The following is a 21,284-nucleotide window of genomic DNA, read 5'->3' on the forward strand; positions in this document are numbered from 1 at the left end:
CGAATCACTTAAGACTTGCGAAAAACGGCGTCCGAGACTAACTTGAAAGTGCTAAGAACAAGTCAGGGTCTCGTAGGGCGGTCGCTTTGCGGGACCTTTTCTTTGGCTTTTTCGTGCCTCCTGTTTTCGGTTTCTGCTCTTCCTCAGTCTTCTGAACGCTGCTTCCAGCGTTCGTGAAGTTCTTCAATCAAATCATCGGCTTCAGACTCTACCCAGTCGGCAAACTTACTATTCTGCAACTCGATCGAGATCCCTTTGGCGGTGCGTTTGAGCGTGCCGCCACGTTTGCCCCCAATCCTGAGCGGCTGACTGGATGCAGCAGAAGGGGAGGGGGCCTTGGCCGGTTTGACTAACCTTGTGACAACCTTCGACACGGCCTCAAACGCCTGCATAGAGGGGTCGTCGGTCGCAGGTCCGGCATCAATCACCAAGGCCACATCGGCCTTGCCATGGGTTTCCTCAGCAAGGCGGATCAGGCTGCCCCGATCCAGGTCGTTGTCCGCGATGGCACGGCCCATGGCCTCCCACCGGGGTCGGCCGATGCCGTGTGCAGCACCGATGGCGCGGATGAGGTCTGTACCGACCATGTCGGCGATGGCGATGGCCATGGACACCGAAGATTTGGTCACGGTCAGAACTTCTGCAACCTGTGATTGATTTCCAAAGCCCGACGATACGAGTTCTTGCGCAAATATCGCCTTTTCAATGAAGGACAAATCGCGGCGCGCCATGTTTTCGGAAATCTGCGCACGCAGGGCACTGTCATCATCCAGATTTGCGACCAGTGCGCGCACCTTGGCGACCTTGTCGGACTGGCGGATCGCCTCGAGCCGGCGGCGACCATAGACGAGCAGATAGCGGTCCGTCTCTGACGGGTGCCGGCGCACAAGAATTGGTACGGTCTGACCATTCGCCTCGATTGCGGCGCGCAGATCATGCACATCCGCCGGATCAAGCCGGTCGGCCATTCGGTCGTCGACGATACTGGCCGGGTCGAGTTCCCAGACATGATGTGAATCGACCGCATCACGGGCCGAGCGCAGGGCGCGGTTGGACGTCATCATGGGGGTTACGGCGCCAGCCTGAGGGGCAGGGGCCGGGCCACCGGCTGCCGCGAGATTGTCGAGCATCGACATCCGTTTTTTCTTGCCACTCGTCATGCCCGCCCCCACGTTTTCTGAATAAGTTCAGCGACTTCGTCGTTCAGCGCGTTCAGGCTTTCAAGGGCGCGATCGTAGGTCGTGCGGGTAAAGGCGCTCCGCTCGACTTCGTATAGGGTTTGCTTTGTCAGACCTGCATCGGAGATCGCCGTTGATTTGAGCATTGGCGAGTTGAGCACCGCATCGCCATACATGGTGCGCAGAAAGGCGACGATCCGGTTTTGTGGTGCATCCTGAGGTTCATAGCGTGTCAGAGCATAGCGCATCCAGTCGTGGGACATGTCCGCACCGCTTTCGGCGATCACGTCCATCAGATCAGCCGTCATGCGCAGAAATTGCGACATCGACATCACGTCGAGCATTTCCGGATGAATTGTGACCAGCACGCCGGTGGCGGCCGAAAGTGCGGACATGGTGAGAAAGCCCAATTGCGGCGGGCAGTCGATGACCACAACGTCGTAATCGCCGTCAACCTGCGCCAGCGCCTCTTTCACGCGGAAAAAGAACAGGCCTGCATTGCCTTGTGAAAGAGCACGCGGCGTTTCGTGTTCGAACTCCATCAGTTCCAGATTGCCTGGGATCAGGTCGAGGTTCGGGATATAGGTCTTTCGGATGACGGCGTGGATCGGCTCTGGGTCGTCATAGCGGATCGCGTCATAGAGCGTGCCGCCATCTGTCAGATCGAATTCGGGCTGTACGCCATGTAACGCCGTGAATGAGGCCTGCGGATCAAGATCAATGCCCAGGACGCGATAGCCGCGCAAGGCCAGCCGTTGTGCAAGGTGTGCCGAAGTCGTGGTTTTGCCCGAACCACCCTTGAAGTTCATCACACCGATGACTTGCAGGTGATCGCCGTCACGCCGTCCGGGGATATAGTCTCCAGGCTTTCGCGCGGTCTTTTCCAGCAGGACACGCAGGGCCTGAATATCCTGCGCGGAATACAGGCGACGATTGCCGGCCGTCAGTTCAGGCGAAGGGCCCTTGCCATCAAGGTTGATTTTGCGCAGGTATGAGTCGTTCACACCAAGAAGCGCCGCCGCCTCGCCGGAGGTGAATTTGCGCATTTCCTTTGTGGCGTCAGGGGGAAACAGGCTCTCGCGTTGCGAATGCAACTGGTTGGCCAGCCACTCGGAATGCTGGCGGATGACCGCGTTCAGGTCCTGATGCACGAAAGTCTTGTTCATCTGCCCTCTCGATCCGCGCTACGCATCTTCGGCGTGTTCACGGTTATTGACGTTTTTTGCCTCGTTTCCGTGACTATTGCCGTAAGAGTCGGATTCGCGCAAGTTTTTTCCACATCTTGTGTGAGCTCACCGTCGAAACACAAGCCCGTTCGCCGTCGTCGTCGAATGCTGATCTTGGCAATTGCGTCAGGATGATATACATATAGGCTCGTATATCCACCAGGAGGGACGACACCGATGCAAGTTGCAAAATGGGGGAATTCGCTCGCGGTCCGGCTGCCTGCCGATCTTGTGCGCGAACTTGGTCTTAAAGAGGGTGACCAAATCGATCTGATAAAGGACGACGGTACTTTGCTTGTCCAGCGCCAACCTCGCGCCGATGAAGTCCTGCAAGGGCTAAGGCGGTTTCGCGGAAAGCTATCCAAGGAAGCACGCCTGAGTCGCGACGCTGCGCATGAGCGCTGAATTCGCGGATACAAATGTCGTCCTTTACCTTCTTGACGACGGCCCAAAGGCGGATCGGGCGGAAGACATCCTGGGGCAGGGGCCGCGGATCAGTGTGCAGGTCCTGAACGAAGCGATGGTCAATTGCCGGAGGAAAGCCGGTCTCAGTTGGGAGGAGACCGGCGCTTTTCTCGCAGGGGTCCAATCCTTGTGTCCAGTCGAGGACCTGTCTGTGCAAACCCATCTTGTGGGCCGAGCTTTGGCAGAAAAGTACCAGCTTTCGGTCTATGACGCGATGATTGTGGCGGCCGCTCTGATTGCTGGTTGCACGACTTTGTGGAGCGAAGATATGCACGACGGATTGTTGGTCGAAGATCAGTTGCGCGTCGTGAATCCATTCACCTGACCAGAAAATGGGCTGCAACCTTGCAATTGCTCCATGAGTTGGAAGATTTGCAAGGTTGTGTTTATTGCGCGCACTTCAGCAAGCCCAACTTTTCCGCGCGTTCCAGCAGCATCCTCACGGACGACGGCTGCCAGCGGGAGCGTCCGCGCGGGGTGCGTTCGCGCATGGATTCCAGCCGGTCACAGATCGCCTGGAGCGTGATGTCAGGGTCGGCACCCTTGATGCCAGCGACAATCGCGGGCAGGCGGTCATCGGTTTTGCGGCGTCCGGCGCGGCCAAGCACCTCGGCAGGAAGGAACCCGTCGCGCACATATGCCTTCACAGCGCGCAAGAGACGGCTTTGGGTCCAGCGACGCGCCTCGGGCAGGGGGCCATTGATGATCCGCAGCAGGTCTTCCCAGGCCATATCCGGTCGCAAGCGGCGCACATGGGGCACCCAATCCTGCGCGGTCTCGTTGAGGCGCTCCATGTAGCCGTCCTGTCGCGCCAGCCGCACCTTGCGCAGCGCAGCGGGATCCTTGGCGCGCAGCCCAGGATTGCCACCAACGCGCCCTTTGGCGCGCGCAGAGGCAAGCCCGGCCTTTGTGCGCTCACGTATCAGCGCGCGCTCGAACTCGGCCGCGGCGCCCAGAACCTGCAATGTGAACTTGCCCTGCGGGGAAGCGGTGTCGATGGGGTCCTGCAGGGAGCGGAAGAAAGCTCCCTTGGCCTCCAGACGTTCGATCACCTCCAGCAAGTGCGACAGAGATCGCGCAAGCCGGTCGATCCGCACGACAACCAGCGTGTCGCCCTTGCTGATGCGCTCCAGCACACGCGCAAGCACTGGCCGGGCACGATTGCCGCCTGAGGCGTGCTCTTCGAAGATCTCGACGCATCCCGCAGTTTGCAGGGCCTCAGACTGGGGCAGGGGGGTCTGATCCTCTGTCGATACGCGGGCGTAGCCTATCAGGGGCATGGAATCGGGCCGTTTGCAATTTAAGGTATCGCTACTAAACGACCGTTTGTAAACGAATGCAAGGGCCGTCTCTGTGGCTCTTCTCGTCGGATTTCCCTTGGTTTCCTTACGCTGAGCGCGATCAGAGAGAACTCGCCGGGCATCGCGCGCGCGTACTATATAAGGAGCGTGGACACCCGTCGCGAAAACCCTTGGGTAATTCGCATAATACCGGTATTTTGCACATATGAAGCCACAAAGCACCGTCCAACATGATTTTTCAGAGGTTCTGCTCGAGGATGCCGAGGAAGCCGGAGAAACGTCGGAAGAAGATCTCTGGTTCCTGCCCGGTCCGATGGAGGAGGAGCCGGACTATCTGCCGCCCGGCCCACGGGCAGAGTCGCATGAAGCCTCGACCCTCGCCGATTGGGCGCGGGCCGAAGCAGGACTTGCGGCGCACCTCGCTCGGGTGGCCGGACGGATGGGCGCGCTGGACGAGCGGCTGCGGCGCGGCCCCGAGGGCTGGAGGCATCGGCTCGCGCTGATCGAGGCGGCCGAGCTGAGCTGGTTTGCCGGCGACCGGGTAAGTCCCGATCGACTTGCGCTCTGGATGTCCATGCGCCTGGCCGGCGTGCAGGACGACACGGGCGCTCTCGCGCGCGTCGGATGGGCCGTGCGACGCCTGACCGGTGGTCCGGGGCCCGAGTCGGGCTTCGCCGGTTTTCTCGATCGCAGCGACCCCGAGAACATCGCCGATGACGCGGACCGCTTTGCCGATCGCTCGGGAAGTTGGCTGGATCTGATGGAGGCGGCGCGCGATCTGCATCCGATTACCCGCGCCTGCATGGGCTATCACCTATGGAACCTTGCGGGTCTCGGCCAGCACGGCGACCGGATCGAGGCCGCCGTCACAGCGGGCCGGATCGCCGCGAGCGAGGGAAAGGGCGCGGTCTTCGCACCGCTGGCCATGGGTGGGGCAGGGGGGCTGCGCACAGGTGGACCTCCATCCGACCGTCTCGCCCGCTGGCTTGACGGGATGGACAGCGCCACCCTGACCGCCATGCGCCACCTCGACGATATCGAGGCATGGTCAGCACGGGCGGGATCCGTCATGGCATCCCTGTCAGGACGCACGCCGCCTGCCTTGCGTGAGGTGATGGCCGAGTGGCCATTGCTCTCGGCCCCGATGGCTGAAACCCTCACCGGCGCCAGCCGTGCTGCCGTGCAGCGCAACCTGGCATGGATGGAAGGGCAGGGGCTTATTCGGGAAGTTACCGGGCAGGGCAGGTTCCGGATGTGGCGAGTGGCTATGCAACCAATCTGTGGCGCGCCAAAAGGTCCTGAACCGTCATTGCCAGAGGCTCGTCTCGATCAACTAGATCCGTAGCGCGTCGATCACGCGCGCCATGTATGCCGTGTACCCGCGCGACACATGGGGGGCCCATCCGGGCTTCAGGGACAAGACGCGGCACTGGCTTGGTGCGCATCAGATGTTCCGGCGGCTGGGAAATCTCGTGCGGTCTGAGACCGAAGGCGATCTTGACCGCGCCCGCGACCCGGAGGATTACGCCGCGCGGCTGTCCTATTTCGGAGATGCTCTGGTCAGAAACCTGCACGGGCATCACGGCTGGGAGGATCACAGCTATTTCCCGGAGCTGTCAGTGGCCGATCCGCGCTTTGACGCGGGACTGGAGATTCTGGAAAAGGACCACGCGGCGCTGGACAGAGTGCTGGATCGGTACACGCGGGTTGCCAACCGAACGATCAAGCTGATTCAGCTTGATGAAAGTGCTGCCCGTGACGAGGCCGAGGCGGTCGAGGCCTTCCTTGCCCGCCATCTGAGCGACGAAGAAGAGCTGGCGGTGCCGATCATCCTGCATCACCGCCTGCGCGGATGAGCCATCATGACCAGCCCACTGGCGGGCGGTGCAGCGGATTGAAACGCTGCACCTCGCCCGTTCTTTCGACCCGTTTTCTGAGTGAGCGTTAATAATGACCCAATCCAAATCCACCATCCCGGCAGCTTTGCGACGGGTCACGCTAATACGAGCGACTTTGGGCAACCGGTTCGAACCGTGTAAACCCTAGGAAGGCTTGCCGATTTGTTCGCCGAAAGTTTCCAGTATCCAATTGTGAACAATTTGCGCCGGCTCGCTGAGCCGGTGAGATTCCTGGCTCAACAGATAGAAGCCTCTCCCGGTTCTGAATATCTCTCCGGTCGGGTTCACAAGCTCACCAGTGCGTAGATACCGATCGACAACGTGCCTCCATCCAATCGCGATACCTTTTCCTTCGCGGGCCGCGCTGATTACGTTACCGTAATCAGTGAACCACAACCCACCAAGGTTGCCGATGTTCTCGACACCAGCCAGACTGAACAGGTTCGCCCAATCTTCGCTTGCATGTGCCGGGCCGTCCAGGTTCAGCAAGCGGAACGGCTTTGTTGCGCAAATACCGAAGGGGGATTCATCTCGTGAATCCAGCATGGTAGCTGGTCTGCATGAGCAGACCCATCCCGCCGCGCTACAAGACCAAGAACTGGCCGGCCTACAACGAAGCGCTGAAGCAACGTGGCTCCCTGACCATCTGGTTCGACCCAGATATGACGTGGGTGCCGCCGCCCACCGGCAAGCGAGGCCGGCAGCCGCAGTATAGCGATGCCGCGATCCAGACGTGCCTGACGATGAAGGTCCTCTTCGGCATGGCGCTCCGGCAGACGACAGGCTTCGTCGAGAGCCTTTTGCGCCTGGTCGGCCTCGACTGGTCGGTGCCGGATTTCAGCACGCTGAGCAGGCGCCAGGAAACCTTGGCCGTGAGCATTCCCTACCGCGGCTCCCAGGGGCCCCTGAACCTGCTGATCGACAGCACCGGCATCAAGGCAGAGGGAGAAGGCGAGTGGCACGCCCGCAAGCATGGTGGCACAAAGCGCCGGCTATGGCGCAAGATCCACATCGGTGTCGATGAACAGACGCTGGAGATCCGAGCCATCGAGATCACCGGAAGCAACGTCGGTGACGCGCCAATGCTGCCCGAACTGCTCAGCCAGATCCCGGCCGACGTGGAGGTCGGCTCGGTCACTGCGGATGGTGCCTACGACACGCGCAAATGCCATGACGCCGTCGCCGACCGAGGCGCCCATGCCGTCATTCCGCCGCGCAAGAACGCCAAACCGTGGAAGCCCTCGACTGCCGGTGCGATCGCAAGGAACGAGGCGCTACGCGCATCGAAATACCTCGGTCGCGCGATCTGGCGAAAATGGAGCGGTTACCACCGACGAAGCCGCGCCGAGACGAAAATGCATTGCGTGAAGCTGCTGGGGCAGAGCCTCATGGCACGCGACTTCGATCGCCAGGTCGCCGAACTCCAAGTCCGTGCCGCCGTCCTGAACGGCTACACCGCGCTCGGCATACCTGACACTGAGCCCGTGGGATAAGTCCGTCTGGGGAAAGGGGAAGTCTCGGCTTCAACCTTTTTGCGCAACAAAGCCAAGCGGAACAACGGAATACTCCTGATATCCCGTAGTTCAGGGTTCTCCTCGGCGAGGCGCGGACTGCAGACAGGGAAGGTTTCCTCGTCAAACAGATGAATAGCGTCCACGCCGGGCCATCTGCCTTTCCCGTAACGTATGGCGAGATCAATCCCGTCCACATCGAAATCAAGCCGCTCGTCACTTTCTATCACCCGAATGTCTATCTCCGGGTAAGAAACGTGAAAGTCCGCCAACCGAGACAGAAAGGTCAATCCTGCAAAAGCGAGAGTGGTTGTGATCGTCACGGAGGGTCGGTCGTCCTGTGCCTGGATCTCTCGTAGACCGAGGCAGATCAACGACGTATTTGATCTGAATCAAGGCAGGCAGTTTACAGCCTTCGTATGATTAATTGCGATGGAAACTATTGATGCAGGATCACATTTAGTGACTGCCCTAAGAGCTTGGGAGAAAAAAGCATGCCAATTTTCTACAGAAACCGTCGGACTTATGCAACTCAAATGTTGACGGTAGCAGCCACTGCCATGCTCGTGGCAGCGGGACCGATGTCTGGCACGATGGTCTATGCACAACAAGCGAATGCAGAAGCCGGAGTGGCGATGGATATTGACCACGCGAAAATCCTGAAAGATGCTGGCGTCATTGGCGTTTTCGCCACATACAAAGTCAATCCGGACTACTACCAAAGGGCATCGGCTGAGCGGCGCGGTGGGGTTGATGAAGTGCTCGCCGTTGTTGATGCGCACAAAAGCGAAGTGCGAGTTGACGCCTATCTGACGAGGGGTCTTAGCTCTGAGAGCGACTTCATGCTTCGTGTCCACGCCTATGACCTCGAAGCGGCTCAAAATTTCATGACCGATTTCAAAAATACCCGGTTTGGGATGCACACGGAAGTTACCGAAACTCTAACCGGCATCACAAAATCCCTGAACTATGTCACGAAAGAAGCTTCGCCAGACATGAACGCTGCCTTGTCTTCTGCTTCGTACTCAGATGAGGAGCCGAAATACTCGATTGTCGTTCCGATCGAGAAAAATGCAGAGTGGTGGAACATGAGCCACGAAGAACGCCTTGCGGAGATGGAAGTCCACACGGCACCGACGCTTGAATTCCTCGTGAACGTCAAGCGCAAGCTTTACCATTCGACCGGATTGGACGATGTCGATTTTATTACATATTTTGAGACCGCTGATCTAAATGCGTTCAACAACTTGGCGGTGTCTTTGATGCAGGTTCCCGAAAATCTGTATCATGAACAGTGGGGTGAGCCGACCATCCTTTCGACCATCCAGCCGATTGAAGACGTGGTGAAGACACTTTCGGCATTGAAGTAACGCGCCGATGCTAGCAAGCACGGATAGGAGAAGAAGATGACCACTTCAACAAGACGTAGTTTCATCAAGGGCAGTTTGGCTGCGCTTGTGGGTGCCTCGGTGAATCCTTTCGGTCAAACCAGCGCCGCATTAGCGGCTTTGGTCCAGACCGAAGCGCGCCCATGGGAACAACAAATGCGAGACAAGTTCCTTGGGGAGACGAAGTTCCGCGCCGTCAATATGCCAAACTGCACGGGGTCCTGCGGCTGGAATGTTTTTGTGAAGGATGGGATCGTTCAACGAGTGGAGCAACCGCTCGATTACCCAGACGATGAATATAACCCGCGTGGGTGTATGAAGGGTCAGACCTATGTCCGCCGGGTCTATGCGGCAGACCGGATCAAATACCCGATGAGGCGAGTAGGTGCACGCGGTTCTGGCATATGGGAACGGCTCAGCTGGGACGAAGCGCTTGACTACGTTGCATCTGAAATGAAACGGATTTCCGAAAAATACGGTAACGATACAGTTTGGATTTATCCTCCTGTTCCTGCTACCGGGCTTGTAAAACAAGGCGGCGGCTTTCGCTTCGCTTCGGTGAACGGCTTCGGTATTGGTACATTCTACAACTGGTACGGTGATCTTCCGCTTGCGCATCCTATGACGTGGAACGTCCAGACGGAAGAGCATGAATTCCGAGATGTGCTAAATACAAAATATGCAATTATCTGGGGTTCTGATATATTTCAAACCCGGATGCCTGATGCGCATTTTTTCACGGATGTCAGGGCGAAGGGGGTGAAACTCGTCTATATCGCACCCTACTTTGACCCTACGGCCAGCGGTGTTGACGAATGGGTCAAACTTCGTCCAGGAACAGACGCGGCCCTGGCGCTCGGCTTGTGTCACGTCGTTGTGAAAAAAGGACTTGCAGACGAGGCGCACCTCCGCCGTACGACAAGCGGCCCGCTTCTCATCAGAGAGGATAACAGCAAGTACCTCAAGGCCTCCGATGTGGATCCCGACGGTGATCCGAAAACCTTCATGGTGTATGATTCCAAATCCGAAGCGCCCGTCCCCGACGTGTATTTCAGCGACGAACCGCCGCTCACGGGTAGCTGGTCGGTCAAGCTTGCAAATGGTGAAACGATCACCTGCTCCACTTCCCATACGCTGTTTCTCAAAACGCTTGATGAACACGATCCGGAAACAGTCTCCGAGATTACCGGCGTTCCAGTTGACGTCATTGAACGGATTGCGGTGGAGTATGCATCTGCAGATCCGGCGAGCATCTGGTCCGGCACTGGCATTAACCATTGGTACCACGGAGATCTGATGGGGAGAGCCGTGATTGCCTTGGGATGCATGACCGGTAACGTCGGCAAACAGGGCGGGGGCGTCAGCCCTTGGGCTGGTCAGTACCGGATGCGTCTCAATCCCACCGAGTATTTCTTCCCGAAGAAAAATGCGGACGGGTCCGAACGTTATCGCCCAGTTCCGCTCGACACGGCATATGTCGTAAATGGGCCAACGGAAACCATGGCTGATAAGGAAAAGCTGTGGCGCCAAATTCGGTGTATCTATGCGGCCGGGGGCAATCTGTTTGGCCAAGCCTCGGACCAAGCCCAGCTGGCGAAGACACTTGATGAAGAAATCGAATTTATCGTTTCTCCGGAAGTTCAGATGAGCAGTACCGCGCAACTCGCGGATGTCATACTGCCTGTCGTAAGCTGGTATGAGCTGCCAATGGACATCTGTACGACGCCCGCTCACCCATACCTTCAGATGCACGAAGGAGCTCTAAAGCCGATCTATGACGCCAAGCCTGACATAGAAATCTACTACGAACTTTGCAAACGATTGGGCACCGGTGATATCTTCAAGTTTAGTAAGCCTGAGCAAGCTGCAGACCTTTTGTTAAAGACTGGTGGTCCGCGAGTTGAAGGCATTACGCTGGAACGACTCAAAAAAGAACGAGTCATCAAGGTGAATCTGCCAACAGATCCATTCGCCCCCTTCACCGAGGAGGTCGAAGGCAAGAAAATGTTTGCAACGGCCTCAGGGCGACAAGAGCTCTATAAGGACGAAGACAGGTTTATTGAATACGGTGAACAGTTGCCCATTCATAAGGAGCCGCACGTCGCATCACCCTATGGAACATCGAAAGTTTGGAGCGAGGCGAAAAAGGAACGAAACCCAAACATGCAGGCCTATCCGCTGGTTTACCACGCAAGACATACGCGTTGGAGCGTTCACTCGTCTTGGAGAACAACGGATATTCTCCTTAAATTGGACGATATCGGCCAACCTTTGCTTGAGATGAACCGCGAAGAAGCTGCGAAGCGTGACCTAGTAGCGGGTAAGTACGCCATTGCGTACAACCAACATGGTTACATCAAGGCGAAGGTGAAAATTCGCGACTCAGTCCCGACAGGTGCTGTTCTGATCTATTTCGGATGGCAACGGCAACAAATCCGAGAGGGTCATTGGAACGGTCTATCTCGCGTTGATATCAATCCGATCCATGAAATCTACTTCAAACCAAATGTTTGGGGACCGGTGTCCGGGCATTTTGATCAAATTTGTGAAGTCAAGAAAGCTTAACTTCCGAAACTGAAAGGAAAGAAGATGTCCGAAGAGCTTTGGCAAAAATACTATGGTCAGCCAAACCCGAAATACGGAAATCGTGCACAATATGGGATGCTGATTGACATCAACAAATGTATTGGCTGTCACACTTGCACGATGGCCTGCAAGAATACTTGGACGAGCGGTTCGGGCCAGGAGGATATGTTCTGGAACAGCGTCACGACCGCGCCCTATGGAAAATATCCCCGTCACGGTGAGGAAACGGCCAGTCACGACGAGTATGACTATCGGTATCCAAATCTGTACCAGGACACACCCAAAGGCACCGGTCCTGACCTCTGGCAATTCTACTTGGCAAGACCGTGCAACCATTGCGCTAATCCAGCATGCCTACCGGCCTGTCCTACACGGTCAATATACAAGAACGATGATGGGATCGTGTTGATTGACCAAGACGACTGCAAAGGCTTCCAGTACTGCGTGAAGGCTTGCCCATACGACAAGATTTACTACAACGCAACGACGGGAAAATCAGAGAAGTGTGTATTCTGTTTCCCACTCTTGGAAAAGGGTCAAGAGCCGCAATGTGTCAAGAGCTGTACTGGCAAGATTCGAATCTTCGGAAACTTGATGGATCCGGAAAGCACAATTTCAAAAATGATACGCGATCCGTCTCTTGGTGTACAACCTTATGATCCCGAAGTAGGCCTCGGCGCGACCCATCGCACTATCAGCGAAGGTGAACGGCGTCAGTATCGACCGGATTTCGGAACTATTCCGTCCGTTTGGTATGTCCCTCCAAGGAACATTCCACCTGAAGAGGTTGAGAAGTATTTTGGATATGCGATGCAGGGTCTCATTCAGGAGCCTAACCCCGTGCCGGAAGAGGTTAAGATGAAAGATCTCTGAACTCGCGACTCTAGAACAAGGATAACAGTGTTATGACTGAAATGGTCAAAAGGTCCGACTTGTACGGTTCCGAAACTGCAATGGCAAGGGGTCAAATCTACAGCTTCCTAGAGCTGGCCTTTGGCCACCCTGCCGAACAGGGAATTGAGTATTTTCGACAAGAATCCACCGAAAAGTCGTTAGACGAAACTCTGAGTAAGGTTGATCGCCCAGCTGCTTTTGATAAAGAAATGTATAATTGTTTCGACCGATTTTTCAGGAATCTTAGGGAGTCATCTGTCCAAAGAATCGAGGGAGATTACATCAAGCTTTTCTCGAGTAACTATCCGATTATTCCTTGCCCACCCTATGGATCGCTTTTTACAGTCGATGAAACCAAGCGTCTCGAAGAAATGACGGCTGTCAAGGAGGCGTACCGAGAATCTGGTATGACGTTGTCTGATAAGCACGAGGAACTTCCCGACCACCTCGGCGTCGAGCTTGAGTTTCTTCAATACCTGAGTTTTCGGGAGAGCGAAAGCTTGCGAGATAAGGAAGGGGAAGTTGCAAAGTTCTGGAGGGACAAACAAGCTTATTTTCTTGCACGGTTTGCCGTTCCTTTCGTGACACAGATGGCTTTGATCGCCCAAAAAGCCGAACCAGATAACATTTACTCGGATTTGGTTGGTGCGATCCGGCTTTTTATCGATCACCACAGTGGCGAATTTACTGAGATTACCCTGGACGACAACAGAAGCTTGGAGGAATCGTGATGGGAACCCGCATATCGTTTATTGGACTACTTATGGCCGGCGCCATGCTGACCCCGACATCAGTATTTTCTCAGGAGAAATCTGATGGGGCAACGGACTCGTCTCTATCAGCACCAAGTCCGGTGCCTATGCCCTATTTCACGTCAGTAATTGAAGTGTCAGCCGAAAATGGGCGCCTAATTTATTCAGAAAATTGTTCAGTTTGCCATGGGTTGTTCGGTCGGGGCGATGGGCCTAGGGTCTCAAGCTTTGGAGAATACCAATACATTCCGGATCTTTCAGACGGATATATTATTGAAGGTCGTGATGAGGAAATAATGGAGGAAATCAGCGAAGGTCTTAACAGACTGGAGCCACCAGCAATCATCATGCCACAATTTAAGTATATTTTGGCGCGATCTGATATTGAAAGTGTTCTTGAGTATCTCAAGATACTTCCCGAGATAGCGCCACCCCTCATCGAATAGCTTGACACTCGTTACTGATCATACAGTGTGCGGGCGCGGCGTTCATGGCGTGGAGATGTCGGTCGTGTTGAGGAACTCGGCGTGGTGGATGTGGTGACCGGAACAATCAAGGGGTAGAGTTGAATTGACAACAACACGCGAGGGCGTTCTAGAGGCGCTGAAACGGATCACCGACCCGGTGAGCGGGTCCGATATCGTTGCTACGGGCGTGGTGCGGGCGCTAACGGTCGAGGGCGAGACAGTTAGCTTCGTGCTCGATATCGATCCCTCCAAGGTCAAGGCCTACGAGGCGGTCCGCGAAGCCGCCGAGGCGGCAGCGAAATCGGCGGGTGCGGAGCGCGTCTCGGCGGTGCTGACCGCGCATTCGGCAGTGGAGATGCCCGAACTCAAGCCCAAGCCCAAGGTCGTACCCGAGGGGCCGCAGCGCGTGCCCGGCGTCGACCACATCATCGCCGTGGCCTCTGGCAAGGGCGGGGTGGGCAAATCCACTGTCTCGGCAAATCTCGCCTGCGCGCTCGCCGCCAAGGGCCGCCGGGTGGGCCTTCTCGATGCCGATGTCCACGGTCCCTCGCAGCCCCGGATGTTGGGCGTATCGGATCGCCCCACTAGCCCCGACGGAAAGGTCCTTCTCCCTGTGCACAATCACGACGTCACCATGATGTCCATCGGCCTCTTGGCGAACGAAAATCAGGCGTTGCTCTGGCGCGGCTCGAGACTGGTGGGCGGGCTGCAACAGATGTTGATGGATGTGCAGTGGGGCGCGCTCGATTGCCTGATCGTCGATCTACCGCCGGGCACCGGCGACGTGTCGATGTCGCTGACAGAGAAAGCCAAGTTGGACGGCGCAATCATTGTCTCGACGCCGCAAGACGTGGCGCTTCTGGATGCGCGCAGGGCGATCGACATGTTCAATCAGTTGGATGTGCCGGTGCTGGGCATGATCGAGAACATGAGCGCGCATGTCTGCTCTAACTGCGGGCAAGAAGAGCATATCTTCGGCCACGGTGGTGTCAAGGCGGAGGCTGAGGGGCTAGGCGTGCCGCTGCTGGCGGAAATCCCGCTTCATCTCGACATCCGGCTCGCCTCAGACGGCGGCGCGCCCATCGTGGTTACCAAGCCTGACAGCCCGCAGGCGCAGGCCTTCCAGCAGGTTGCACGCGATCTCATAGGCATGGGCGTAGCATGATCGCGCCCCGCTTTCCCACCGCTGATGTTGGGCCTCGCCGTCACCGGCGCGACCGTCCCCTGCGAGTAGGCCCGCGCGCTTGCCGCGCTCGTATGCGACGCGAGACTGGTAGTGCATAAGTTGGGGGCGATGCCGCTTTCAATGTGCCCCACGACAAGCGACGCCTTGCCTCTTTCCTCGAGATCAGCCCGGAAACCTCAGCCGGGCGTTCAAGTTTTCGCGGAATATCGAGTAACCCAGCCTTTGATCGACAAACCGTAAATATGAAGGAGACCAAGATGACCAGATCCATGCCCGGTGCCGCCGGCGACCTCGCCGATGAGCATCCCGATATCTGGAAGGCCTATTCGGCCCTCGGCAAGGCAACAGCCGATTGCGGGCCGCTGACCGATCGGGAAAAACGGCTCGTCAAGCTCGCACTTGCGATCGGCGTGGGTTCTGAGGGGGCGGTGCATTCCCACACCCGACGGGCAAAGGTCGACGGGATCGAAGTTGCTGCAATCATTCAGGTGGCCATGCTGGCCATCGGACCGCTTGGCCTACCCCGCGCCGTGGCCGCCAAGACCTGGATCGAGGATATCGACGACTGATCCTCAGTGCAGCGGGCAAACCTCTAAAAAAATGGTTCTGCCTCAATCTGTGTGGCGCAACTATCCTGAGACTGGAAGATTCAGGAGGGATAGTTGTGATTTCAAAGAAGCACTGGTCGCCCGTGTGCGATGTTTCGGTTCAAAGCGTTAAGCCGGCGGGTGGCTTGTATCCGGCACTCTGGCACCTCAGGGCATTTGCCCTGACTGTGGTTTGCGTTCACGACGACGTCACGGATGGCCGCATCGGCGACAGGATTTTCCCGCACATGGAGACGAGGTCACAGTGGAACTCCAGGTTTGCCGCTGGCGATGTTTGGCTTCCGCTTGCCCGCGCCGAACGTTTTCAGACCAGATCCTATCGGTTGCACGTCCGTTTGCACGTCGCACCTCGCGTGTCGGGGAGATTGTCAGTCACTTGGGGCATGCGACAGGTGGGCGGACTGCCGAGCGACTCTTGCACATGGCCAATGCAGTCGCGCCGCGCCATTTCAGCGAGCTTGTGCTAGATCAACGAACTCTCCTGCTCTGTGTATAGAGTGATTGTGTGAAACACACGGGAGGAGTGTCGTATCATGACGTCAAGTTTGTTCGAGACAACGACAGGAGGCGGCACAATGACAGCTCTGACAAGAATCGTTGAGCAAGGGTGCGGGTGCGGCGCAGCTGATGAGTTGGGCGGTTTGGTCTCAATCGACGAGGCGATAGCCCGTATTGTTCGGAATGCGGTTGAGGTCGCGGAGACGGAAATCTTGTCTCTTGCCAGTGCACGCGGAAGGGTGCTTGGTGAGCCTGTTTGTGCGATCTCGGCCGCGCCACCGTTCGACAATGCGGCGATGGATGGCTACGCGATCAATTCAGCCTGCCTGACGGGGAATGGTCCGTGGATTCTTCCTGTGACAAACCGGATTGCGGCCGGGCAGAAGAACGTAGGATCGGTTCGCCTTGGAAACGCTGCGCAGATATTTACCGGCGCGCCAATGCCGGAGGGTGCGGATGCTGTAGTGATGCAGGAAAACGTCCAGCGCACCGAAGGCGCAATAGTTGTCTTGCAAAAGGTGAGGTCGAGTTCGCATGTCCGGCGAACGGGCGAGGACATGGTTGCAGGCGACGTTGTCGTATCCGCTGGCCGTCGTCTTACGGCGCGGGACATTGCTGCTTGCGCGGCCGCTGGGTCAGCGGCTGTTAGGGTCCGGCGTCGCGTTCGTGTTGCTCTTTTGGTCACCGGCGATGAAGTGAGTACGACCGGAGACTCCCGAAAAACTTCAGGCATCTGGGATGTGAATACCCCGATGTTGAGAGCCGCAATTGAGACGACCGGGATTGAACTTGTCCGCGTCGAAACCGGTGAGGATAACCGCGCCGGTCTACGACGACAACTTGGCGAACTTGCTAAGAGCGTCGATCTGATTGTTACCACCGGCGGTATATCTGTCGGCGAGGAAGACCATGTAAAACCTGCGTTGACCGATCTTGGCCTGCTCATGGCGTTCACTGGTGTCGTCATGAAGCCTGGGAAACCAGTTTCCTACGGGAAATTGGGAGCTGTGCATTGGCTCGGTTTGCCTGGAAATCCGCTCTCGGCATTCATTGCCTGGCAAATGTTTGGGACAGTGCTTTCCCGGTGTCTGTCCGGGGGCACGGCACCGCACAGCCGCCGCAGACACGTCGTCCTGTCGCGCCCGTTGCGTCACAAGTTCGGGCGATGTGAATTGCGATTGGCGGAACTGTCCGGGTTTGACGGCATGGGCCGAGAGGGTGTTCACTTTGATGATGCCACCCATTCCGGGCGCGTGGCTCGCCTCCCCATCGCGGATGGTGTCATTCTGATTCCCTCTGAAGTTGAAAACCTGCCAGAAGGCGCGCTGGTGGAATTCCAGCCATTCTGTGATTGATAGAGGAAGAATGACCATGAAAATCGCCTATACGATGGCACCCGGACGCGGTGATACAGATCAATTGCTGTTCACGCTGGCGCAAGATCTCGCGGCTGAGGGCTACCGCACCTGTGGGACAGTTCAGATCAATACGGATCGTGGCGGGCATCCTTGTGACATGGATGTTCAGGTGCTTCCGGACGGGCCTGTGCTGCGGATTTCGCAGAACCTCGGAGGGGAAGCGAAAGGATGCAGGTTGGATCCCGCAGTCTTGGAAACCGCTGTTGGATTGGTCGAGATGCAGCTCAATACCGCTCCCGAGCTTCTGATCGTGAATAAATTTGGAAAACACGAGGCCGATGGCCGGGGTTTTCGATCGGTCATTGCAGAGGCGATTTCGCGCGATATTCCTGTTCTTGTCGGGGTCAACTCTTTGAACCTGGACGCGTTTCAGGAATTCGTAGGCCCGGCGGCAACAGAGCTTGAGCCTTCGAGAAGTGTCTTGGTCAGTTGGCTGCAAGCAGCTATGGGCAAAGAACGGGATGTCGCCTGAGGCATCTGTGATCTTGATTAAAGACGCGCCAAATATTTTCCGGGAAGCTGAGCGGAAGCGCGGCTTATTGAAGGGCCGCGAATTTGGAATGGGCGACGGAAGGCGGCGGTCAATCGCGATACGCATTTTCCCAAGTCTTGAGCCGGGAAGCTGGCAATGCAGATCGGGGCATTTATGACTGATGCACTGAAAACCTACATGAGCCGCAATGTGCCGCGCTATACAAGCTATCCGACAGCCCCGCACTTCTCAAAGGCGATTGGCTCAAAGGAGTATGCACACTGGCTTGCGGCGCTACCGCCTGAGAAGCCTGTTTCTCTCTATTTGCATGTTCCCTACTGCCGCGAGCTTTGCTGGTATTGCGGATGCAATATGAAGCTGGCCAAGAAAGATGCGCCGGTCGCGCAATATGCGCAGACGCTTAACCGGGAGATCGATCTTTTGGCCGGGCATCTGCCGGACCGTATGGCCATCACTCATCTGCATTGGGGTGGGGGGACACCGACGGCGCTGGTGCCCGATGATCTGGAGCGCGCGATGCAGGCCGTGCGGGCCAATTTCAACATCACCGCCGACGCCGATTGACAATGATCCAACGGATCGGACAGTTGGGCTTCACCCGCGCCAGTTTCGGCGTGCAGGAATTTGACCCTAAAGCTCAGAAAGCGATCAACCGCATACAGCCGCCTGATATGGTGCGCCATTCAGTCGATGGATTGCGCGCGGCAGGGGTGGCGGGCATTAACTTCGATTTGATCTACGGTCTCGGATCTGATTGGTCAATTGGGTTGTGATGGCCAGGAGTTGCGTGCGAGCTGCAACCAACGACCGGATCAGCATCGCTTCGAACGACTTAACCCTGACGGCCTTATAGAAGCCAGTTTCGGCAAGTCTGGCCAACCCTTCGGCATCGTTTGCGTCGGTCTTGTTCAACGTCTCGCCCAAAATCTTCTGTGCGTGCCGTGCCTCGATGTAAATTGCCGGAAGCCCTTCCCCCGTCAAGGCATGAAAGAACCAAGTGGCAAGTGGACCGGTTTCAAAAACGACCCTCAAGGGATCGTGTGCGTGCTTGCGAACAATCTGCGCAATAATCTCGGGGTCGGAGGGGCATTTCCCGCGCCAAATTCTTTTACCGTCTTCCCGGATCGCGATCGCGGTATCCTTCAGCGAAACGTCAAGCCCTATACGCTGGCCCATGCTCAATCTCCATCTATTGCTTCGAACAAGACCCTTTTCGGATCACGCTCTGAATCATACCGAAGAAAAAGCATTCCGATGCCATGAAGGAAACGGCGAGACAGAGCGATTACCCCATGTTCTGCGATCCCTCCTCACCATGGCAGAAAGGGACGGTCGAGAACACCAATCGACGCGCAAGAAGATGGTTGCCGAGGAAGCGCGACATCACGGCACTCACTGATCATGACTTGAAGATGATCAGTGACTGCCTCAACGACACCCCCCGCAAATGTCTCGGATGGAAAACGCCCGCTGAGGTCTTCCGCGAAAAGATGATGGAAGAAATGGGGCGATCCCCTTACCCTCAGAGGCAATAGGAGTCGCGGTGATCTGATCCCCGCAAACTGGACCGTCTGAAGCTGGAGTTTTCCGCTACGATTTCCTGGCTGGGAGAGGAGCGGACTCACATGAAGGCATCGAAGTTTTCGGACGCGCAGAAAGCGTTCATCATCAAGCAGGGCGAGGAAGGCACGCCGGTGTCTGAGATCTGCCGCAAGGCAGGCATCAGCCAGGCGACCTACTTCAATTGGAAGAAGAAGTATGCCGGCCTTTTGCCGACCGAGATGAAGCGGTTGAAGCAGCTCGAGGATGAGAATGGGCGGTTGAAGAAGATCGTGGCCGATCTGACGCTGGACCGCGAGATGTTGCAGGATGTCATCCGGCGAAAGATCTGAAACCTGGTCGGATGCGCGAACTGGTGCGCGGGATGTGCAGCAATTGGGCGGTCTCGATCCGGACGGCGTGTGGCGCCATCGGATTTGATCGTTCGACGTTCCACTACAAATCCCGCCGCGCCGATCAGGCTGCCGTGGAATAGCGGATCAGGGAGATTTGCGAGACACGTGTGCGCTACGGCTATCGCCGGGTTCATGTGCTCTTGGACCGCGAGGGCTGGGGCATCAACATCAAGAAAGTCTATCGTATTTACAGGGAGTTGGGCATGCAGTTGAGGAACAAGACGCCAAAGCGGCGGGTGAAGGCCAAGCTGCGCGATGACCGTGCCGAAGCCGTCGGGCCGAACGATGTCTGGGCGATGGATTTTGTCCATGACCAACTGGCGACGGGCAAGAAGCTTCGGGTTTTGACGGTCGTGGACACGTTCTCGCAATACGTTCCGGTGCTCGACGCGCGGTTCAGCTATCGCGGGGAGGATGTCGTGGCGACGCTGGACCGGGTGTGCCGCAAATCGGGCTACCCCAAGACGATCCGGGTCGATCAAGGCAGCGAGTTCATCTCCCGCGACATGGACCTCTGGGCCTATCAGCGCGGTGTCACGCTCGACTTCTCACGGCCGGGAAAGCCGACAGACGTAAGCGTTTCCTGGCCCGCACCTTCCCAATTCTCACCTGACCTGAGATTTCGCACCTGACGGAGATTAGGGCAGGAGTTTCGCGATGGCGACTACGGTGGAGTTTCTCAGGGACTACGGGGTGGACATACGGACCAATGGTCAGCGACGCTGGCCGGATGAGGTCAAGGCGCGGATCGTGGCTGAGAGCTTGAAGCCTGGGGCGACAGTGAACGGGGTTGCTGCCCGGTATGGGCTTCGGGCGAACCATTTATCGGAATGGCGCAGTCGGGCGCGCGATGGCAGGTTGGTTTTGCCCGCAGTTGAAGACGATGACTTTTGTTTTGCGTCGATTGTAGTGGCGGATGATGGCGGCGATGCTCCTGTGCCAGTAGCGTCTGCACATCTGGCCAAGTCTGACGTTGCACCATCTGGTCCTATCGAGATTTGCATCGGCCAGGTGACAATCCGGCTTGATGGCGCCACAGGGGCTGCGCGGGTTGGTGAGATTGTACGGGCGATCGGTGCGCGGCCATGATGTTCCCGTCCAATCGGGTGCGGGTTCTGGTCTCGACGCAGCCTGTGGACTTCAGGAAGGGTCATGATGGCCTGGCCGCGCTCGTGTCATCAGTGCTGCGCAAGGATCCGTTCACCGGCACAGTGTTTGTGTTCCGCTCACGCCGGGCGGATCGGCTAAAGCTTTTGTATTGGGACGGCACCGGTCTGGTAATGGCGTATAAGCGGCTGGAGGATTCGACCTTCACCTGGCCCGCGATCAAGGCTGGGATAATGGCGCTGAACCATGCCCAATTCGAGGCGCTGTTTGCAGGTCTGGACTGGCGGAAGGTAAAGGCGCTGGAGAGGCGCCCACCATCTGCGGCAGAGTGAATCAACCGCCTGGTTTTGCGT

Annotated in this window: 22 protein-coding genes and 4 pseudogenes; 20 read left to right on the top strand and 6 right to left on the bottom strand. The window is 57.1% G+C overall.

Going from position 1 to position 21,284, the window contains the following annotated elements; all coding sequences use genetic code 11:
• Positions 1-143 precede the first annotated feature (143 nt).
• Together repB and repA are read right to left on the bottom strand one after the other, a co-directional pair.
• A complete protein-coding gene (gene repB / locus RXV86_RS13350; RefSeq protein WP_316300663.1) occupies positions 144-1,160 on the bottom strand; it encodes a plasmid partitioning protein RepB in 1,017 nt (338 codons plus the stop codon).
• Positions 1,157-2,344 carry a plasmid partitioning protein RepA gene (repA, locus tag RXV86_RS13355; protein WP_316300665.1) on the bottom strand — a complete coding sequence of 396 codons (1,188 nt, stop codon included), beginning with the start codon at positions 2,342-2,344 and terminating at the stop codon, positions 1,157-1,159. Before repA ends, repB begins: the two co-directional genes overlap by 4 nt.
• 237 nt (positions 2,345-2,581) lie before the next feature.
• On the opposite strand from repA, the gene RXV86_RS13360 reads away from it, so the two are divergent.
• Together RXV86_RS13360 and RXV86_RS13365 are read left to right on the top strand one after the other, a co-directional pair.
• On the top strand, positions 2,582-2,809 hold the full coding sequence (locus tag RXV86_RS13360; protein ID WP_089423659.1) for an AbrB/MazE/SpoVT family DNA-binding domain-containing protein: 228 nt from the start codon (positions 2,582-2,584) through the stop codon (positions 2,807-2,809).
• On the top strand, positions 2,799-3,194 hold the full coding sequence (locus RXV86_RS13365; RefSeq protein WP_089423658.1) for a PIN domain-containing protein: 396 nt from the start codon (positions 2,799-2,801) through the stop codon (positions 3,192-3,194). Before RXV86_RS13360 ends, RXV86_RS13365 begins: the two co-directional genes overlap by 11 nt.
• Before the next feature lie 61 nt (positions 3,195-3,255).
• Here RXV86_RS13365 and RXV86_RS13370 read toward each other — a convergent pair whose 3' ends face one another.
• Positions 3,256-4,149, bottom strand: coding sequence for a recombinase family protein (locus RXV86_RS13370; protein ID WP_316300670.1), 894 nt, complete (start codon positions 4,147-4,149; stop codon positions 3,256-3,258).
• Between the two features lie 226 nt (positions 4,150-4,375).
• On the opposite strand from RXV86_RS13370, the gene RXV86_RS13375 reads away from it, so the two are divergent.
• Positions 4,376-5,515, top strand: coding sequence for a hypothetical protein (locus RXV86_RS13375; protein WP_316300672.1), 1,140 nt, complete (start codon positions 4,376-4,378; stop codon positions 5,513-5,515).
• 19 nt (positions 5,516-5,534) lie between these two features.
• A complete protein-coding gene (locus RXV86_RS13380) occupies positions 5,535-6,026 on the top strand; it encodes a hemerythrin domain-containing protein (RefSeq protein ID WP_199259373.1) in 492 nt (163 codons plus the stop codon).
• Between the two features lie 186 nt (positions 6,027-6,212).
• On the opposite strand, the gene RXV86_RS13385 is transcribed toward RXV86_RS13380, so the two are convergent.
• Positions 6,213-6,614: a LysR substrate-binding domain-containing protein gene (locus RXV86_RS13385; protein WP_199259374.1), complete on the bottom strand. Its 402-nt coding sequence runs from the start codon at positions 6,612-6,614 to the stop codon at positions 6,213-6,215.
• A gap of 14 nt (positions 6,615-6,628) precedes the next feature.
• Between RXV86_RS13385 and RXV86_RS13390 the strand changes: the two genes are divergently transcribed.
• Positions 6,629-7,561, top strand: coding sequence for an IS5 family transposase (locus tag RXV86_RS13390; protein ID WP_316300678.1), 933 nt, complete (start codon positions 6,629-6,631; stop codon positions 7,559-7,561).
• Here the strand turns inward: RXV86_RS13390 and RXV86_RS22075 are convergent.
• Positions 7,519-7,953, bottom strand: coding sequence for a LysR substrate-binding domain-containing protein (locus tag RXV86_RS22075; RefSeq protein WP_367575564.1), 435 nt, complete (start codon positions 7,951-7,953; stop codon positions 7,519-7,521). The two genes, RXV86_RS13390 and RXV86_RS22075, sit on opposite strands and share 43 nt — an antisense overlap.
• Positions 7,954-8,073: 120 nt before the next feature.
• Between RXV86_RS22075 and RXV86_RS13395 the strand changes: the two genes are divergently transcribed.
• The 11 genes and pseudogenes from RXV86_RS13395 (at position 8,074) to RXV86_RS13445 (ending at position 18,433) form a co-directional block, all read left to right on the top strand.
• A complete protein-coding gene (locus tag RXV86_RS13395; protein ID WP_316300680.1) occupies positions 8,074-8,949 on the top strand; it encodes a chlorite dismutase family protein in 876 nt (291 codons plus the stop codon).
• A 36-nt stretch (positions 8,950-8,985) separates the two neighbouring features.
• Positions 8,986-11,532, top strand: a complete 2,547-nt coding sequence (locus RXV86_RS13400) for a molybdopterin-dependent oxidoreductase (protein WP_316300682.1) — start codon at positions 8,986-8,988, stop codon at positions 11,530-11,532.
• 24 nt (positions 11,533-11,556) lie between these two features.
• The gene (locus RXV86_RS13405; RefSeq protein ID WP_316300685.1) at positions 11,557-12,426 is read left to right on the top strand and encodes a 4Fe-4S dicluster domain-containing protein; all 870 of its coding nucleotides are present in this window, start codon (positions 11,557-11,559) and stop codon (positions 12,424-12,426) included.
• 32 nt (positions 12,427-12,458) lie between these two features.
• The gene (locus RXV86_RS13410; protein WP_199259379.1) at positions 12,459-13,178 is read left to right on the top strand and encodes a molecular chaperone; all 720 of its coding nucleotides are present in this window, start codon (positions 12,459-12,461) and stop codon (positions 13,176-13,178) included.
• Positions 13,178-13,645, top strand: a complete 468-nt coding sequence (locus tag RXV86_RS13415) for a cytochrome c (RefSeq protein ID WP_316300686.1) — start codon at positions 13,178-13,180, stop codon at positions 13,643-13,645. The genes RXV86_RS13410 and RXV86_RS13415 overlap by 1 nt, the downstream gene beginning before the upstream one ends.
• A 124-nt stretch (positions 13,646-13,769) precedes the next feature.
• Positions 13,770-14,831 carry an Mrp/NBP35 family ATP-binding protein gene (locus RXV86_RS13420; protein ID WP_199259381.1) on the top strand — a complete coding sequence of 354 codons (1,062 nt, stop codon included), beginning with the start codon at positions 13,770-13,772 and terminating at the stop codon, positions 14,829-14,831.
• A gap of 278 nt (positions 14,832-15,109) precedes the next feature.
• Positions 15,110-15,421 (top strand): carboxymuconolactone decarboxylase family protein, encoded by a 312-nt coding sequence (locus RXV86_RS13425; RefSeq protein WP_199259382.1) that lies wholly within the window; start codon positions 15,110-15,112, stop codon positions 15,419-15,421.
• A 178-nt stretch (positions 15,422-15,599) separates the two neighbouring features.
• Positions 15,600-15,878: pseudogene (locus tag RXV86_RS13430) on the top strand (transposase family protein); the annotation flags it as partial.
• Positions 15,879-16,035: 157 nt separating this feature from the next.
• Entirely contained in the window at positions 16,036-17,313 is a 1,278-nt protein-coding gene (gene glp / locus RXV86_RS13435) for a gephyrin-like molybdotransferase Glp (protein ID WP_199259384.1), read from the top strand.
• Positions 17,314-17,329: 16 nt separating this feature from the next.
• A complete protein-coding gene (locus tag RXV86_RS13440) occupies positions 17,330-17,848 on the top strand; it encodes a DUF2478 domain-containing protein (RefSeq protein ID WP_199259385.1) in 519 nt (172 codons plus the stop codon).
• A gap of 156 nt (positions 17,849-18,004) precedes the next feature.
• Positions 18,005-18,433, top strand: coding sequence for a hypothetical protein (locus tag RXV86_RS13445; protein ID WP_316300690.1), 429 nt, complete (start codon positions 18,005-18,007; stop codon positions 18,431-18,433).
• A 180-nt stretch (positions 18,434-18,613) separates the two neighbouring features.
• Here the strand turns inward: RXV86_RS13445 and RXV86_RS13450 are convergent.
• Positions 18,614-19,045 (bottom strand): annotated as a pseudogene (locus tag RXV86_RS13450) (transposase); the annotation flags it as partial.
• A gap of 113 nt (positions 19,046-19,158) precedes the next feature.
• Here RXV86_RS13450 and RXV86_RS13455 point away from each other — a divergent pair.
• The 4 genes and pseudogenes from RXV86_RS13455 to tnpB form a co-directional block, all read left to right on the top strand.
• Positions 19,159-19,404 (top strand): annotated as a pseudogene (locus tag RXV86_RS13455) (transposase); the annotation flags it as partial.
• 90 nt (positions 19,405-19,494) lie between these two features.
• Positions 19,495-20,396 (top strand): annotated as a pseudogene (locus RXV86_RS13460) (IS3 family transposase); the annotation flags it as partial.
• An 85-nt stretch (positions 20,397-20,481) separates the two neighbouring features.
• Positions 20,482-20,913, top strand: coding sequence for a transposase (locus tag RXV86_RS13465; RefSeq protein ID WP_316300517.1), 432 nt, complete (start codon positions 20,482-20,484; stop codon positions 20,911-20,913).
• Positions 20,910-21,263, top strand: a complete 354-nt coding sequence (tnpB, locus tag RXV86_RS13470) for an IS66 family insertion sequence element accessory protein TnpB (RefSeq protein ID WP_316300519.1) — start codon at positions 20,910-20,912, stop codon at positions 21,261-21,263. The genes RXV86_RS13465 and tnpB overlap by 4 nt, the downstream gene beginning before the upstream one ends.
• The last annotated feature ends 21 nt before the right edge of the window (positions 21,264-21,284 follow it).

Origin of the sequence: Aliisedimentitalea sp. MJ-SS2 (assembly GCF_032586155.1) — a bacterium.
Lineage (GTDB): Bacteria > Pseudomonadota > Alphaproteobacteria > Rhodobacterales > Rhodobacteraceae > JAWHTC01.

Excerpts from the sequence above, each read along its gene's own strand:
- repB (WP_316300663.1), bottom strand. The coding sequence starts at position 1,160 with ATGACGAGTGGCAAGAAAAAACGGATGTCGATGCTCGACAATCTCGCG.
- repA (WP_316300665.1), bottom strand. The coding sequence starts at position 2,344 with ATGAACAAGACTTTCGTGCATCAGGACCTGAACGCGGTCATCCGCCAG.
- RXV86_RS13360 (WP_089423659.1), top strand. The coding sequence starts at position 2,582 with ATGCAAGTTGCAAAATGGGGGAATTCGCTCGCGGTCCGGCTGCCTGCC.
- RXV86_RS13365 (WP_089423658.1), top strand. The coding sequence starts at position 2,799 with ATGAGCGCTGAATTCGCGGATACAAATGTCGTCCTTTACCTTCTTGAC.
- RXV86_RS13370 (WP_316300670.1), bottom strand. The coding sequence starts at position 4,149 with ATGCCCCTGATAGGCTACGCCCGCGTATCGACAGAGGATCAGACCCCC.
- RXV86_RS13375 (WP_316300672.1), top strand. The coding sequence starts at position 4,376 with ATGAAGCCACAAAGCACCGTCCAACATGATTTTTCAGAGGTTCTGCTC.
- RXV86_RS13380 (WP_199259373.1), top strand. The coding sequence starts at position 5,535 with ATGTATGCCGTGTACCCGCGCGACACATGGGGGGCCCATCCGGGCTTC.
- RXV86_RS13385 (WP_199259374.1), bottom strand. The coding sequence starts at position 6,614 with ATGCTGGATTCACGAGATGAATCCCCCTTCGGTATTTGCGCAACAAAG.
- RXV86_RS13390 (WP_316300678.1), top strand. The coding sequence starts at position 6,629 with ATGAGCAGACCCATCCCGCCGCGCTACAAGACCAAGAACTGGCCGGCC.
- RXV86_RS13395 (WP_316300680.1), top strand. The coding sequence starts at position 8,074 with ATGCCAATTTTCTACAGAAACCGTCGGACTTATGCAACTCAAATGTTG.
- RXV86_RS13400 (WP_316300682.1), top strand. The coding sequence starts at position 8,986 with ATGACCACTTCAACAAGACGTAGTTTCATCAAGGGCAGTTTGGCTGCG.
- RXV86_RS13405 (WP_316300685.1), top strand. The coding sequence starts at position 11,557 with ATGTCCGAAGAGCTTTGGCAAAAATACTATGGTCAGCCAAACCCGAAA.
- RXV86_RS13410 (WP_199259379.1), top strand. The coding sequence starts at position 12,459 with ATGACTGAAATGGTCAAAAGGTCCGACTTGTACGGTTCCGAAACTGCA.
- RXV86_RS13415 (WP_316300686.1), top strand. The coding sequence starts at position 13,178 with ATGGGAACCCGCATATCGTTTATTGGACTACTTATGGCCGGCGCCATG.
- RXV86_RS13425 (WP_199259382.1), top strand. The coding sequence starts at position 15,110 with ATGACCAGATCCATGCCCGGTGCCGCCGGCGACCTCGCCGATGAGCAT.
- glp (WP_199259384.1), top strand. The coding sequence starts at position 16,036 with ATGACAGCTCTGACAAGAATCGTTGAGCAAGGGTGCGGGTGCGGCGCA.
- RXV86_RS13440 (WP_199259385.1), top strand. The coding sequence starts at position 17,330 with ATGAAAATCGCCTATACGATGGCACCCGGACGCGGTGATACAGATCAA.
- RXV86_RS13445 (WP_316300690.1), top strand. The coding sequence starts at position 18,005 with ATGCAGATCGGGGCATTTATGACTGATGCACTGAAAACCTACATGAGC.
- RXV86_RS13465 (WP_316300517.1), top strand. The coding sequence starts at position 20,482 with ATGGCGACTACGGTGGAGTTTCTCAGGGACTACGGGGTGGACATACGG.
- tnpB (WP_316300519.1), top strand. The coding sequence starts at position 20,910 with ATGATGTTCCCGTCCAATCGGGTGCGGGTTCTGGTCTCGACGCAGCCT.